The 15,031-nt window shown below is 35.5% G+C and carries 15 protein-coding genes; all 15 read right to left on the bottom strand.

Features of this window, described 5'->3' with window-relative positions; all coding sequences use genetic code 11:
- Positions 1–29: 29 nt before the first annotated feature.
- The 15 genes from K332_RS0103345 to K332_RS0103270 all read right to left on the bottom strand — a co-directional run bounded on the left by K332_RS0103345 (position 30) and on the right by K332_RS0103270 (position 14,811).
- On the bottom strand, positions 30–263 hold the full coding sequence (locus K332_RS0103345; protein ID WP_026906169.1) for a YlmC/YmxH family sporulation protein: 234 nt from the start codon (positions 261–263) through the stop codon (positions 30–32).
- Positions 264–862: 599 nt separating this feature from the next.
- A complete protein-coding gene (locus K332_RS0103335) occupies positions 863–2,083 on the bottom strand; it encodes a M16 family metallopeptidase (protein ID WP_026906168.1) in 1,221 nt (406 codons plus the stop codon).
- A gap of 21 nt (positions 2,084–2,104) precedes the next feature.
- On the bottom strand, positions 2,105–3,058 hold the full coding sequence (locus K332_RS0103330; RefSeq protein ID WP_026906167.1) for a polysaccharide deacetylase family protein: 954 nt from the start codon (positions 3,056–3,058) through the stop codon (positions 2,105–2,107).
- 144 nt (positions 3,059–3,202) lie between these two features.
- Positions 3,203–5,317 carry a polyribonucleotide nucleotidyltransferase gene (locus tag K332_RS0103325; protein WP_026906166.1) on the bottom strand — a complete coding sequence of 705 codons (2,115 nt, stop codon included), beginning with the start codon at positions 5,315–5,317 and terminating at the stop codon, positions 3,203–3,205.
- Positions 5,318–5,474: 157 nt separating this feature from the next.
- Positions 5,475–5,744: a 30S ribosomal protein S15 gene (rpsO, locus tag K332_RS0103320; RefSeq protein WP_026906165.1), complete on the bottom strand. Its 270-nt coding sequence runs from the start codon at positions 5,742–5,744 to the stop codon at positions 5,475–5,477.
- Between the two features lie 795 nt (positions 5,745–6,539).
- Positions 6,540–7,481, bottom strand: a complete 942-nt coding sequence (locus tag K332_RS0103315) for a bifunctional riboflavin kinase/FAD synthetase (RefSeq protein ID WP_026906164.1) — start codon at positions 7,479–7,481, stop codon at positions 6,540–6,542.
- A gap of 19 nt (positions 7,482–7,500) precedes the next feature.
- Entirely contained in the window at positions 7,501–8,394 is an 894-nt protein-coding gene (gene truB / locus K332_RS0103310) for a tRNA pseudouridine(55) synthase TruB (RefSeq protein ID WP_026906163.1), read from the bottom strand.
- A gap of 160 nt (positions 8,395–8,554) precedes the next feature.
- Positions 8,555–8,899 carry a 30S ribosome-binding factor RbfA gene (gene rbfA / locus K332_RS0103305; RefSeq protein WP_026906162.1) on the bottom strand — a complete coding sequence of 115 codons (345 nt, stop codon included), beginning with the start codon at positions 8,897–8,899 and terminating at the stop codon, positions 8,555–8,557.
- Positions 8,900–9,035: 136 nt separating this feature from the next.
- The gene (locus K332_RS0103300) at positions 9,036–9,314 is read right to left on the bottom strand and encodes a DUF503 domain-containing protein (RefSeq protein ID WP_026906161.1); all 279 of its coding nucleotides are present in this window, start codon (positions 9,312–9,314) and stop codon (positions 9,036–9,038) included.
- Positions 9,311–11,473, bottom strand: a complete 2,163-nt coding sequence (infB, locus tag K332_RS0103295; protein WP_026906160.1) for a translation initiation factor IF-2 — start codon at positions 11,471–11,473, stop codon at positions 9,311–9,313. The genes K332_RS0103300 and infB overlap by 4 nt, the downstream gene beginning before the upstream one ends.
- Positions 11,474–11,493: 20 nt before the next feature.
- Entirely contained in the window at positions 11,494–11,805 is a 312-nt protein-coding gene (locus K332_RS0103290) for a L7Ae/L30e/S12e/Gadd45 family ribosomal protein (RefSeq protein WP_026906159.1), read from the bottom strand.
- The gene (rnpM, locus tag K332_RS0103285; RefSeq protein ID WP_026906158.1) at positions 11,795–12,073 is read right to left on the bottom strand and encodes an RNase P modulator RnpM; all 279 of its coding nucleotides are present in this window, start codon (positions 12,071–12,073) and stop codon (positions 11,795–11,797) included. The genes K332_RS0103290 and rnpM overlap by 11 nt, the downstream gene beginning before the upstream one ends.
- A 14-nt stretch (positions 12,074–12,087) precedes the next feature.
- On the bottom strand, positions 12,088–13,188 hold the full coding sequence (gene nusA, locus K332_RS0103280; RefSeq protein WP_026906157.1) for a transcription termination factor NusA: 1,101 nt from the start codon (positions 13,186–13,188) through the stop codon (positions 12,088–12,090).
- 17 nt (positions 13,189–13,205) lie between these two features.
- Positions 13,206–13,676 carry a ribosome maturation factor RimP gene (gene rimP / locus K332_RS0103275; protein ID WP_026906156.1) on the bottom strand — a complete coding sequence of 157 codons (471 nt, stop codon included), beginning with the start codon at positions 13,674–13,676 and terminating at the stop codon, positions 13,206–13,208.
- 298 nt (positions 13,677–13,974) lie between these two features.
- A complete protein-coding gene (locus K332_RS0103270; protein ID WP_026906155.1) occupies positions 13,975–14,811 on the bottom strand; it encodes an STAS domain-containing protein in 837 nt (278 codons plus the stop codon).
- Positions 14,812–15,031: the final 220 nt, after the last annotated feature.

Raw genomic sequence — 15,031 nt, 5'->3', positions numbered from 1 at the left:
TATCTATACTTCGATACTAGCCCCACAAACTATTCTGCTTCAATCATTATCATATCTTCGCCAATTTTCCGAATTGAATTCCAGTGTATTTTAGCTTCTTCTCCCTCTTTTTTCAAACCAAACCATTTATAATTTGGTAGTATAAAAGAGTGTATTTGTCCTGTATGCTCATCAATCTCCAGATCCGTTTGACCCAAAACACCTAAACGTTTTCCATTCGTGATGTTAACTATTTCCTTATTACTAATATCATTGTATCGCATTCATCCACCTCCAAATTGAACCGTTTGTACATATATATGCATAAAAAAAGAACCTATGTTAAACATAGATTCTCGTTTACCACAATAACTCCTAAACCAAATACAATTATTTACTACTTATTTGCCGTTGATAGAAACTGTGCGGCAACTACTTGGGATTTTAGGTTGAGCATCTTACCCGCTACGGAAATATTCTCCGCTCTCCGTGGGCGGCTGGTGAGCCTCCTCGTGCTTACGCACTGTGGGGTCTCACCTATGCCTATCCTCCCACAGGAGTCTCCGTATATTTCCTACGCTCGTGTTGTGAGTTAGAAATATTGTGCTTAATTACTGAGCGTTACAAACCACCCTTAAAAAGAAAACTCAAACTAGCGCAGGCAGAATACGGAGACTCCTACGGGAATAGCACGTGTCCGAAGACCCCGCAGCGGTGCTTTTTCCGCGAGGAGGCTGAGGCCGTGCCCGTGGAAAGCGGAGTATTCTGCCGGAGCGGGGTGATAGCAGTTCACCAACTCCAGCTATTCACAAAAATTACCGCACAGTCTATAACAAATTGTGAAATAATAACCTTTATTAAAAAGCATTATTAAATATCAATTTTATACTATCTTCGGTGCAATCAACGCCTTGGATGGTTCTTCACTAAATATATGTTCAATCACTTGTTGTATTGATTCATGACTAACTGCATCTATTTCTTGGATCATTTCATCTAAAGAACGATGACGCTTGAGTAGGAGTTCATTTTTTCCATTTCTACTCATTCGACTATTCGTGCTTTCTAGACTTAGCATTAAACTACCTTTTAATTGTTCCTTACTATTTCTTAACTCTTTATCCGTTAACCCTTTTTCTTTCATAGTTAGAACAGTATGTTCAATTGTTTCTTTTAAAAGTGGTAGTTGATCCTTTCCGGTTCCAGCATATATAGTTAATAAGCCATGATCTAAAAAGGAAGAGTGGTAGGAAAATACGGAATAAGCTAGTCCTCGCCTCTCTCGCACTTCTTGGAACAATCTTGAACTCATGCTCCCACCAAGTACATTGTTAAGAATGATCAAGCTATAAATATTATGAGCACCTAATGATAGGCCATTATAGCCAATACATAAATGAGCTTGCTCTGTTTCTTTATTGCGTTCGATTGTATCACTTAAGAAAGTCGGCTTCTGAATTTGGGAGCGTTCAACTGTAGAACCATACTCACCAAAGTAGCCTTCAACTCTCGATATAAAATCTGTATCAACATTTCCCGCAACAGAAACTACAACATTTTCGGGTATATAATGTGTATGTATATATTCTCTTAACGTATCTGGTGTAAATGTTCGTAAATGATCTTCTGTTCCTAAAATAGGAAAGCCTAGTGGATGCTGTCCATAAGAAGCTCTTGCTAACAAATCGTGAACAATATCATCAGGTGCATCTTCATACATTTTAATTTCTTCATATACAACCTTTTTTTCACGTTCCATTTCTTCCGGATCAAAAGCAGAGTTAAAGAACATATCTGCTAAAACTTCTAATGCATACTCTTTATGAGTATCTAACACCCTTGCATAAAAACATGTGTATTCCTTTGATGTAAAGGCATTAACCTGTCCACCAATAGCATCAAAAGCTTCAGCTATATCCGTTGCTGAACGTGTTTTTGTTCCTTTAAAAAACATATGTTCTAAAAAGTGTGATATTCCATTATTTACTTCATTTTCGTTTCTTGAGCCCGTTCTTACCCAGATACCGATTGTAACAGATCGAACTGCAGGTATATTCTCTAATACAATACGTAAGCCGTTTTTACTAGTGTGTTTTTCAATCAAATTAGTTCCTCCTGTAAAAAACTATCGAGTTTCAGATAATAATTTATCAATAGTACCTATTTTATAGTCTTTCGCTTTAATTTCTGTTATTAATGATGATAATCCATTGACAATGGAAGGTGTTGGATGCATTAATATTGTTGCACCTGGATGAATCTTCCCCATCACTCGATTAATCATAACATTTACTGTAGGATTCTTCCAATCAACCGTATCTACCGTCCAGAGAATTGTATTCATCTTTAACTCATCTGCAACAACGACCACATCATTGGAAAAGCTTCCGCTTGGCGGGGCAAACCACTTAGGACTTTCACCGGTAATCGCATGAATAATATCATTAGTATCTTCTATTTGATTTACAATTTCGTTCCTATTTAACCTTGCCATATCTGGATGATTATAAGCATGGTTACCAATAGTATGTCCCTGTTCTAAAATCATTTTCACATAATCAACATGTTCCTTCGCCCATTTTCCTTCAAGAAAGAAGGTTGCTTTTACTTTATGTTCCTTTAGGATGTTGAGAATTTCAGGGATATGTTCCGTTCCCCAGGATACATTGATTAAAAATGATACCATCTGCTTCTCTGGATGACCACGATATATCGGAGCTGCTTCTAAATCATCCAAGGAAACTTTTGGTGAAACTTGTTTATAGACAAGTAATTCTTCATTAAACTTACCATCTTTTTTCATTCTATTATATGATGCATCTACATCGACTTGACGTCCATTTCTACCTGGTGTTTTTTTCCAAACACTGTCTATATAAGCATCTTTTGGTTCTTCATTAAAGGAAGTACTTTTTTCTTTGATTTCTTTATATAATGGTTCTTCCTCTGACTTCACTACTTCAAGTTGGGAAAAAACAGTCTCACCATCAGGTTTAAAAGGATTAATATTTATATTAAATGAAAGCATTACAATAATTACAAATACAACAAAGTTTATATAATTACGATAGTTATACATATCATCACTCCTCTGTTCATTTATATGAACATGGAGGACAAGATATGTAGACCAAAAGCAGAAATACATCACTGCAACATTAGTCCTATAAACTACTTTGAAAGAATGAAAAAAAGAAACTGGATTTCCAGCTTCTAATTATTACTACATAGTTGATTTTTCAGCTTTTTCTTTTTGTTCTTTTAGAACAGCTTTACGAGAAAGGTTAACTCTGCCTTGATGATCAATTTCTTTAACTTTTACCATAATCTGATCGCCAATCTTCACAACATCTTCAACTTTATTTGTTCTCTCTTCAGCAAGTTCCGAAATATGAACTAAACCATCTTTTCCTTTGAAGATTTCTACAAACGCACCGAACTTTTCAATACGTTTTACTGTACCTAAGTATACTTGATCAACTTCTACTTCACGTACAATATCTTCAATTATATTTTTAGCTTTTTCATTCATGTCTGGATCTGTTGAAGAAATAAAGACACTACCATCTTGTTCAATATCAATTTTAACGCCAGTTTCTTCAATAATCTTATTGATTTGCTTACCACTTGGTCCAATTACATCTCGGATTTTATCTGGATTAATACTCATTGTTAAAATCTTTGGAGCATACTCAGATAATTGCTCTTTCGGCTCAGAAATTGTTTGCATCATACTTTCTAAAATCTGCATACGTCCTTTTTTCGCTTGAGTTAGAGCTTCTTCTAAGATTTCTCTTGAAAGACCATCAATTTTGATATCCATTTGTAGCGCTGTTACACCTTTTTCAGTTCCAGCAACCTTAAAGTCCATATCGCCTAATGCATCTTCCATACCTTGAATATCTGTTAAAATCGTATAATCATCACCAGATTTTACAAGTCCCATTGCAATACCAGCTACTGGAGCTTTAATTGGAACCCCTGCATCCATCATAGCTAAAGTACTTGCACAAATACTTGCTTGTGATGTTGAACCATTTGATTCCAGTACTTCTGAAACAAGACGAATCGTATACGGGAAGTCTTTCTCTGAAGGAACAACTTTTTCAAGTGCTCTTTCTCCAAGTGCTCCATGTCCTATCTCTCTACGTCCTGGGCCACGCATAGGCCCTGTCTCTCCAACACTATATTGTGGGAAATTATAATGGTGCATAAATCGTTTAGACTCTTCTAAATCCAAGCCGTCTAAAATCTGCACATCACCTAATGCGCCTAGTGTACATACACTTAATGCTTGAGTTTGTCCTCTCGTGAACAAACCAGAACCATGAGTTCTAGGAAGTACTCCAATACGAGAAGATAGTGGACGAATTTCATCTACTTTACGACCATCAGGACGAATCTTTTCTTTTGTAATTAATCGACGAACTTCTTCTTTAACCATTTTATCTAGGATAGAACTCACTTGCTTGATAACATCAGATTCTTCTTCCTGATAATTTGTTAAAATTTCAGCTTTTACTTCACTGATTGCGGATTCTCTTGCATGCTTTTCCTTTACTTGGATTGCTGCAAGTAATTTTTCATGTGCTTCAACTTCTACTTTTGTTTTTAACTCTTGGTCAAGTTCAAATAATACAACTTCTGATTTTTCAGGTTGCAATGCTTGTACAATTTCTTCTTGAAATGCTACAAGACGTTTAATTTCATCATGACCAAACATAATAGCTTCAAGCATTATTTCTTCAGGCACTTCATTTGCACCTGCTTCAACCATATTAATCGCATCTTTTGTTCCAGCAACAGTCAGTTCAATATCACTCTGCGCCTCTTGCTCAACAGTTGGGTTAATAACGAATTCCCCATTTACTCTACCAACATGAACACCTGCTATCGGCTGTTCGAATGGGATATTAGAAATGGATAGTGCAATGGATGAACCAACCATGGCAGCTATTTCTGTAGAACAGTCTTGATCTACACTCATAACCGTACTAATAACTTGCACCTCATTACGGAAGCCATCTGGGAATAACGGTCGTATTGGTCTATCAATTAATCTTGATGCTAAAATAGCCTTTTCACTTGGTCTACCTTCTCTTTTAATAAATCCACCAGGTATTTTACCTACTGCATACAGACGTTCTTCATAATTTACTGTTAATGGGAAGAAAGGCAAATCCTTTGGTTCTTTAGATGCTGTAGCCACAGCCAGAACAGATGAATCACCATATTGCACCATACAAGCTCCACCGGCTTGTTTTGCTAATTCTCCAATTTCAACTACGAATGGTTTTCCAGCTATTTCTGTGGAGAATACTTGTTTTTCGATTGCCATTATTACTAAAACTCCTTTCATTGAACACTTCTATTATTATTTTATACTTATTAATCTATAATGTAAATTTTATGTATATTGGTATACGTATGGAAAGTCACTCTATTTCCAAACTACTAAACGTAGAAAAAAAGCAGGATTACTCCTGCTTTTTACATTATCTACGTAAGCCAAGTTTTTTAATTAACTCACGGTAACGTGTAACGTCTTTATTACGTAGGTAGTTAAGTAAGTTACGACGCTTACCAACCATTTTCAAAAGACCACGACGTGAATGATGATCCTTCTTATGAACACGTAAATGCTCATTTAAAGTGTTGATTTCTGCAGTTAGTACAGCAATTTGTACTTCTGGTGAACCAGTATCACTTTCATGAACTTTGTATTCATTAATGATTTCGTTTTTACGTTCTTTAGTAATAGCCATGTTTGGCCACCTCCTGTTAGTATTTAGTATCCCCTGTCCCCTAGCAAACGTCGGAGTTTCGATTTGCCAAGCGAAGGTTTTAACTGTTTTAGTGTACATCTTTTTTTAACATAATGCAAGGTTTTGGTGAAATACTTTTAATACTGGGTGGGAAACTCTTTTTGATTCATAGTTAATTCAACACCCTACGAGTAATCATAATAATTATTGCTACTAATTACAGATTTGATAGAAACTGTGCGGTAACTAATTATCTTTGGTAGTGTATCAAACCCGCTCCGGAAATACACTGCGCTTTCCATGGGCGGCTGTTGAGCCTCCTCGCGCTTCGCGCTGCGGGGTCTCACCTATGCCTGTCCTCCCATAGGACAAGGAAAGCTTCTTAGTGAAACATCGCACGCAGAAAAAGTGCTTTTCTTTTTCAAGGAGTCTCCGTGTATTTCCGGAGCTAGTGTAGTGAATCAGAAATTATTATAATTAATTACTGATAAATATGTTCCAATACAACCAATAAAAAGGAAACCCAAACTAGCGTAGGCAGAATACGGAGACTCCTCGAAAATAAAAAACAATTTTCTTCGTGCGATGTTATGCTGCCGAAGCATTCCTTGTCCCACGGGAATAGCACGTGTCCGAAGAACCCGCAGCGGCGAACTTTCCGCGAGAAGGCTGAGGCCGTGGAAAGCGGAGTATTCTGCCGGAGCGGTATGATAGCACTAACCTAAAAAAGTCACCGCACAGTTTATACAAACTGTGTAATTAACAACAATTACAACAATCTATAAAAAAAGTCTTCTATTTTATGCTATTTAGATACGTACGGATTTCTTCTTCGTCTTTTTTCATTCGTTCGATTAATGCCTCTACACTATCAAATTTTTCTTCATTTCGAATGAATTTATACCATTCTACTATTACTTCTTTACCATATATTTGTTGATTAAAATCTAAAATATTTACTTCAAGTGATAAATCCAATCGGTCCTCTGTAAAGGTAGGGTTTTTACCAAGACTCCCCAGTCCATCATACTGAATACCTTCTATCATTATGCGTACAGCATAAATACCCGGTTTAGGTAAGTGTGCTTCGGAATTATATTTGATATTAGCGGTGGGATAACCTAGGTCTCTTCCCCTTTTATCCCCTTCAACAACCATTCCACTAGTAGTAAGTTGCCTTCCAAGTAGGATATTAGCTTGCTCTACATCACCAGAATCTAGAAGATTTCTTATTTTAGTAGAGCTGATCTTCTCATTATCTAATGTAACTTTATCAATCATTGTATGGTGGAACCTTCCATTAGCATGCTCACTAATAGTTTGCATATTTCCTTTACCCTTATATCCATATGTAAAATCAAAACCAGCTACAATATGTTGAATATTTAAACCAATTATAAAATGCTCTAAAAATTCTTCAGGGCTTAAGGCAGAAAGTTCTTTATTAAAATTAATAATATAAAGCCGATCAACACCCATCTTATCAAGGACTTCCTGTTTTTCCTTAAGTGGTGTAATGTATTTTACATCATGATTATTTTTAAGAACAACAGATGGATGAGGATAAAATGTTATAACTGCACTTTTCGCTTGAGTTTCTTTTGCTTTATCAATTGCATACTGAATGACAGCTTGGTGACCTCGATGTATACCATCAAAAAATCCAATTGCTGCAATTGTATTTGGTAGCTTTTCAACACGTAACTGATGGGGGTACGTTAACTCTACTGTTTCCATTTTCTCACCTACATTTCAACTACTCGCTAAATACGCGGATAGGTTTAATTTCATTTTCCTTTTCTGGATGAACTTGATAGATTGCTAATAATTTGTTTCCATACATAACTTTAATCGGCTTTCGTTCAAGTATTTGCTCTGGTCGTATTAGCTTTTGACCATTTAATACTTTTATTGCTGTTTCTTTATTTACTTGTAGTGCCTCTATGTGGGTCAAGCCATCTGTTATGGGCAGTAATAGTTCTTGTTCACTTCCATTTAAACATGCCGCTTCAATTGTTTCAAAATTAACGGTATCTTTTCTTTTAATTGATCCTGTTTGTTCTCGAACTAAATGAGACATATGCGCAGGATACCCCAATTCTTTTCCTATATCAACACATAGTGTTCGGATATAAGTTCCCTTTGAACAAGTAACTTCAAATTTAATTACATTACTGTCCTGGTTGGTTGTAAGAAGTTTAATAGAGTGAATAACAACTTTACGTTTTGGACGTTCAACAGTTTGATTAGCACGGGCATATTCATATAGCTTTTTACCCGCCACTTTCACTGCAGAGTACATAGGCGGAACCTGTGTAATTTCACCCATAAACGATTCTAACACGTTTTCAATCTTTTGTTGAGAAGGAAATTTGTCTACCTTTACATTCTCAATAATGGCACCAAATGCGTCTTCTGTTTCTGTTGTAGATCCTAAGGTAAGCTCAGCACGGTATATTTTTGTTGTATCCGTTAAAAATTGAACAATCTTTGTTGCTTGGCCAATACAAATTGGTAAAACACCCTCAACCTCAGGATCAAGAGTACCTGTATGTCCTACTTTTTTAGTTTTGTATAGTTTTCTGACCTTCATCACACAATCATGTGATGTCCAACCTTTTGGCTTCCATAGAGGTAAAATACCATCCATTGTTTTTATAACCCCCAAAGGTTTAGCTTAATAAAAATCTGACCCAACTGAGTCAGATTTTTATTAAGCTATTTAGTTAGTTAGGAAAGGATAAATACTTTCCACAAGAATAGAAAAGTAACACATTTACAAAAGATTGTGTGAATGTGTGTTTCTCTAATTAATCCTTGTTTATATCACGTAAAATTGTTTCAATACGATTTCCATATTCAAGTGCTTCATCAAATTCAAAATTAATTTCAGGTGTTTTTCTTAACCGAATACGAGTTCCAATCTCAGAACGGATAAATCCTTTAGCCTTTGCAAGACCAAGTAATGTATCTTTTTTCTTATTGTCATCCCCAAGTACAGATATATAGACTGTGGCTTGTTGTAAGTCACCAGTCACTTCAACATCTGTTACAGTTACAAAACCCACACGAGGATCCTTAATTTTTCTTGTTAAGATTTCACCTAATTCTTTTTTCATTTGCTCTGCTACCCGATTAGCTCGTAAATTACTCAAAGCCTTCACCTCTTTATTTAAGAACACATAGAAAACTTATAGGCGCAGCTGTCGGCACGTAGGATTTGCAATTACTTGTCATACTAGATGATTATTCACAAAAAGTAATAATCCAGCTCTATGCTTGCGCCCATAATTAAACGACTTCTACATTTGTAACGGTTCTTTCTAATTCAGAATACGTATCAATTACTCGAAGTACTTCCTGCATTACTTGTTCACCATGGGTACGTTCATTCGTAATGGTTACAATACCTAGCTTTGTTCTTTGCCATAAGTCATGGTAATCCAATTCTGTAACAGCAACATTAAAATCTCGACGTAGTTTAGCAAGTAACCGTTTTATGACAGAACGTTTATCCTTTAAGGAATGACCATCATACATTATGCATTCAACTTCAAGTGAAATTATCATTTACGCTCAATTTCCTCCATTACAAATGCTTCTATAATATCGCCTTCTTTGATATCATTATAATTTTTAATAGTTATACCACATTCGTAGTTTTGAGCAACTTCTTTTACATCATCTTTAAAACGTTTTAAGGCATCGATTTCACCTTCGAATAATACAACGCCATTACGAATTAAGCGAACACCAGCATCACGGGTGAGTTTACCATCGGTTACATAGCTACCTGCAATAGTCCCGACTTTGGATACTTTAAATGTTTCCCTAACTTCAGCTTGACCAATAACTTTTTCTTGAAACTCTGGATCAAGCATTCCCTTCATTGCCGCTTCAATTTCTTCGATAGCTTTATAAATAACTCGGTGCATGCGAATATCAACTTTTTCTGATTCTGCAGTATGTTTTGCATTAGCATCTGGACGAACATTAAATCCAATTACTATTGCATTAGAAGCAGAAGCTAGAATGACATCGGATTCTGTGATAGCACCTACACCTGTATGAATAATCTTGATTTTAACTCCTTCTACTTCAATTTTTCGAAGTGAAGAAGCAAGGGCTTCAACAGTACCTTGAACATCTGCTTTAAGAATTACATTGATTTCCTTCATCTCACCTTGTTTAATTTGTTCGAATAAATCCTCAAGGCTAACTTTATTTGTTTCTGATCTATTTTCTTGAATATGTTTTGATTGACGTGCTTCACCAATGTGACGAGCTGTCTTTTCATCTTCAAATACAAGGAATTGATCCCCAGCTTGTGGTACATCATTTAAACCTGTAATTTCTACAGGTGTAGATGGTCCCGCTTCTTTTACCCGTGACCCTAGATCATTTACCATTGCACGAACACGGCCAAATGTATTTCCAACTACAATTGGATCTCCTACACGCAGTGTACCATTTTGCACTAGTAATGTTGCAACAGATCCACGACCTTTATCTAATTGTGCCTCTATTACAGTACCAGTAGCATATCGTTTAGGATTGGCCTTTAATTCTTCCACTTCTGAAACAAGAACGATCATTTCTAGAAGATCGTCGATACCTTCCCCTTTTAGAGCTGAAAGCGGAACAAAAATAGTATCACCGCCCCAATCTTCAGGAACTAACTCATATTCAGTTAGCTCTTGCATTACACGGTCAGGATTGGCCGTTTCTTTATCGACCTTATTAACAGCTATAATGATTGGCACTTCTGCAGCCTTAGCGTGGTTAATCGCTTCAACTGTTTGTGGCATAACACCATCATCTGCTGCTACTACTAGAATTGCAATATCTGTAACCTGTGCTCCTCGAGAACGCATACTAGTAAATGCTGCGTGTCCAGGTGTATCTAAGAATGTAATTTTCTTACCATTTCTTTTTACCTGGTAAGCCCCAATATGCTGTGTAATACCTCCTGCCTCTCCAGCAGTTACTTTTGTATTTCGAATGGAATCAAGAAGTGTAGTTTTACCATGGTCAACATGCCCCATAATCGTTACAACAGCAGGTCTTTCCACTAAATCCGCTTCATTATCCTCCTCTAAATACTTGTCAAAGTCGGTATCTTCCAGAATAATTTCTTTTTCAACTTCGACTTCAAACTCTGCACAAATTAATTCAACAGCATCATCATCAAGATCCTGATTTTTTGTAGCCATTACTCCAAGGAACATAAGCTTCTTAATAATTTCTGAAGCTTCTTTGTTCAATTTATTAGCTAACTCACTAACAGTTAATGTTCCAGAGTATTTAATTTCCTTCGGTGTTTCTTTTACAACCGGTTGTGGTTTCGGTTGGTTGGTTCTTTTATTTTTTTGGCCTTTATTCTGTTGTTTGTTGTTTGGTTTTTGTTTGTTAGAATTATTCATTTGTTTTTTAGTATGTTGCTCCCCGCGCTTTGTATGCGGATTCGAATTCGATTTTGTTCCTTTTTCGTTATTCTCATCACGCATTACTTGCTTATTTTCTGTTTTTTGTTGTTTATCTTGGTTGTTCTTTGCCTTTGTATTATCCTCTTTAGTAGTGAACTTTTGATCTAGTTTCACTATTGTATCATCATCAATCATTGACATATGATTGGAAACCTCAATGTTTTTTTCTTTTAGAAAATTAATAACAACTTTACTAGTGATATTTTGTTTTTTTGCATACTCATATACACGCATTTTACGCATATGTTCACCCCCGAATTTATTTACCCGAGTAACGATTTAAGTTTTTTTGCAAAACCATCATTTAATATTGCAACAGCTACTCTTTGGGATTTTCCGATAGCATTTGATAGTCTATCTCGGTCGTCTGCCACGATTACAAATGGAACTCCATATGACTGACATTTATCCGTAAGCTTTTTCTTAGTTTGGGGACCTACATCATTTGCAATAAGTACTAATTTTGCTCTACTTTTCTGTATGTCTTTAACTATTGTTTCTTCCCCTGTTGAGCATTGTCCAGCCCGAAATGCTATCCCGACAATATTTAAGTAATTATTATTATTATTTTTCATGACGTTCCTTAATAAGAGTTCTTAGCTCTTCAAAAATCGATTGATCAATCTCTGCATTCAAATGTTTCGCCAATACACCTGTTTTTTCTGCTTGATTAATTACCTCTAGATTCTTCGTTAAGTAAGCACCCCTACCGTTTTTCTTTCCAGTAGGATCTACAAAGACCTCGCCTTCCTTATTCCGAACAACACGAATCAAATCCTTTTTTGCTTTCATTTCATTCGTGATAACACATTTACGCTCTGGAGTTTTACGTTTTCCTACCATAAATACCCTCTCCCTTATTCGAATAAATCCTCTTCGATATCTGCGTAATCTGTATGTTCATTCTCTGAAAGTAGTCCTTCTTCTCGAGCTTCTGATTCACTCTTTATATCAATTTTCCAACCAGTTAATTTAGCAGCAAGTCTTGCATTTTGTCCTCGTTTACCGATTGCAAGTGATAATTGATAGTCTGGTACAATGACGGTAGTTGATTTTTCCTCTTCATTTACCTGAACATCGACAACCTTCGATGGACTAAGTGCATTAGAAACATATACTACTGGATCTTCAGACCATTCAACAATATCAATTTTTTCGCCTTTTAGTTCATTTACAATAGCTTGGACTCGGCCACCTTTTTGACCAACACATGACCCTACAGGATCAATCTCTGAGTTTTCCGCGTAAACGGCAATTTTTGAACGATCTCCAGCTTCTCTAGCCACTGATTTTATTTCAACGACCCCGTCATAAATTTCAGGAACTTCCATTTCAAACAATCTCTTTAGTAAACCAGGATGTGACCTTGAAATATAGATTTGAGGTCCTTTGCTTGTATTTTCAACTTTAGTCACAAAGACCTTAATTCGGTCATGTACTTGATAATCTTCTGTCGACATTTGTTCTGCTTCTGGAAGTTTAGCCTCAATCTTTCCTAAATTAACATATACAAATCTAGGATCAATTCGTTGAATAATACCTGTCATTACATCTTCTTCGCGGTCAACATATTCACTAAAAATGACCCCGCGTTCTGCTTCACGAACACGCTGAGTTACTACTTGTTTAGCAGCTTGTGCAGCAATTCTACCAAAATCCTTAGGTGTAACTTCAACCTCTATAATGTCTTCAATCTCATAATTAGGATCAATTTTCTTTGCTTCATCTAATGAAATTTCTTGTTGATGATCAAATACTTCCTCGACAATTATTTTTCTTGAAAACACTCGCATGGTACCAGCTGCTTCGTCTAGTTCTACACGGACATTTGTAGCTGATTTGAAGTTCTTTTTATAAGCTGAAATTAATGCTGCCTCAAGAGCTTCAATTAGAATGTCTTTATCAATACCTTTTTCTTTACCTAAATTTTCAATTGCGTCAAACAATTGACTACTCATTTTCCAAATTTCCCCCTCTATAGTGCAACAGCCAGTCGTGCTTTTGCAATTTTATTAAATGGAATCTCTACTTTTTTCTTTCGTGTTTTCACCTTGTACTCAATGGTTGCAATGTTTTCTTTAAAATCCACAAGGATACCTTCAAATGTTTTTTCACCATCAATCGGTTCAAACAATTTAACATAAACATTTTTGTTTATATTTTTAGCAAAGTCTTCCACAGTTTTAATTGGGCGTTCGACTCCTGGTGAGGAAACCTCTAAGAAATATGCTTCTTTGATTGGATCGACTTCATCAAGTTTTTCACTTAATAGTTCGGATACTTCGCCACATTCGGATATGTCTATGCCGCCTTCTTTATCAATATAGACTCTTAAAAACCAATTTCTACCTTCTTTTACATATTCAACATCAACTAATTCTAAATTCTTTTCTTCTAAAATTGGCTGTACTAATTCTTCCGTTGTTTTTACAACCTTAGAGTTCAAACTAAGCTTCCTCCTTTACCTCTAGCTGCACATACTATTTCTTATTATTTACAATCTGCATGAATTTCATTTAAAAGTAAAACCAATATAAAACCCTTGCCAAAACAAGGCAAGGGAAGTTTAAACAAAGTAGGCAGATTACGAAGAAAGAGTGGGAAATGCCCACTCTTTAGTCCGATGCTATCAAAACTTACTACTAAAATATACCATATGCAATACGTTCTTGCAAGATAATAGCTAATAAATAATACATATAGTTTAAATTATAAAATAATGTAAATTAATAATTAGTATGATTTTAATTGATATCAACCGTCAAGTAATCTTGAAGTGCTTTCTGTAATGAAGCTTTTGTGCTAGCCTTCGATCCAAATTCAACATCAATATTAATCATACTACGTACAATTTCTGGACGTAATCCAGTAATGACTAATTTGCTTCCCATCATTGTCACACCATCAAGTAATTTCAAGAACAGTTTAATGGATTCATTATCCATTTCTGCAATTCCAGAAAGGTCTATAATCAAGGTTTGGATTCTAAGTCTTCCAACTTCTGATAGCACTTTTTCCTCAATGATGTTTGCCCGACCAGTGTCTATAGTTCCAATTAATGGTAGGATGCTTACATCTGGTGTAATCGGAATGATTGGTGCAGAAAGATTATTTACTAATTTTTGTTGTTTCTCAATCAACTCATCTTTATAATTTGAATAACTAATGAAGAATCCATTTGTAAATGAATCAATTAATTCATTATATTTACTAGTTTCTGTATAAAACGCATCACTTGTCTTAGTAGTAATATTATTTTCTAAATCAAACCGGTGTAGGAATTCCCAAAATGTTTTGCGGATAGCCATAATCCATTCAAGCTTGAAACTTAGCGCCATTCTGTGCTTTGCCCAAACCATACCTTCTTTTTTTGCAAATGCTTTAACTTCTTGTTCTTTTTGATCAACTACAAGTAATACAAGCTGGTGAGCATTATCTAGTAAATTTATATTTCCAATCAAATGAATTTCATTTATCTTATCCCTAACATTTACTGCAAAACTTAGTAGCTTTTCTTCGAATAAGCTACGATTTACATCTAAAAATTTATGTATTTCTTCACTTTTTATTATATTGGACACAGACAAATCACTTCCTTGTTTTGATTTAATGTGTATACTTAATTATTAAATAATTTTGAACTCATTATACATACAGAAGCCTGTGCCTAGCAAGATATTTTGTTAGGAAACTCTGAATTGTTGGAGCTAGTTTAGAAAATACTTGTTATAGTGTGAGATTCATGATAATAACCTACAAAGTAAAAAGAGTTGTTCGCAAGGATTAGCACCTAAAGAACAA

It is taken from the genome of Paucisalibacillus globulus DSM 18846 (genome assembly GCF_000482485.1).
GTDB lineage: Bacteria > Bacillota > Bacilli > Bacillales > Amphibacillaceae > Ornithinibacillus > Ornithinibacillus globulus.
Note: the sequence above shows the minus strand (reverse complement) of the source record. Positions and strands in the feature narration are given on the sequence as shown.

Coding starts and splice junctions, on each gene's coding strand:
- K332_RS0103345 (WP_026906169.1), bottom strand. CDS start 263: ATGCGATACAATGATATTAGTAATAAGGAAATAGTTAACATCACGAAT.
- K332_RS0103330 (WP_026906167.1), bottom strand. CDS start 3,058: ATGTATAACTATCGTAATTATATAAACTTTGTTGTATTTGTAATTATT.
- K332_RS0103325 (WP_026906166.1), bottom strand. CDS start 5,317: ATGGCAATCGAAAAACAAGTATTCTCCACAGAAATAGCTGGAAAACCA.
- rpsO (WP_026906165.1), bottom strand. CDS start 5,744: ATGGCTATTACTAAAGAACGTAAAAACGAAATCATTAATGAATACAAA.
- K332_RS0103315 (WP_026906164.1), bottom strand. CDS start 7,481: ATGGAAACAGTAGAGTTAACGTACCCCCATCAGTTACGTGTTGAAAAG.
- truB (WP_026906163.1), bottom strand. CDS start 8,394: ATGGATGGTATTTTACCTCTATGGAAGCCAAAAGGTTGGACATCACAT.
- K332_RS0103300 (WP_026906161.1), bottom strand. CDS start 9,314: ATGATAATTTCACTTGAAGTTGAATGCATAATGTATGATGGTCATTCC.
- infB (WP_026906160.1), bottom strand. CDS start 11,473: ATGCGTAAAATGCGTGTATATGAGTATGCAAAAAAACAAAATATCACT.
- K332_RS0103290 (WP_026906159.1), bottom strand. CDS start 11,805: ATGAAAAATAATAATAATAATTACTTAAATATTGTCGGGATAGCATTT.
- rnpM (WP_026906158.1), bottom strand. CDS start 12,073: ATGGTAGGAAAACGTAAAACTCCAGAGCGTAAATGTGTTATCACGAAT.
- nusA (WP_026906157.1), bottom strand. CDS start 13,188: ATGAGTAGTCAATTGTTTGACGCAATTGAAAATTTAGGTAAAGAAAAA.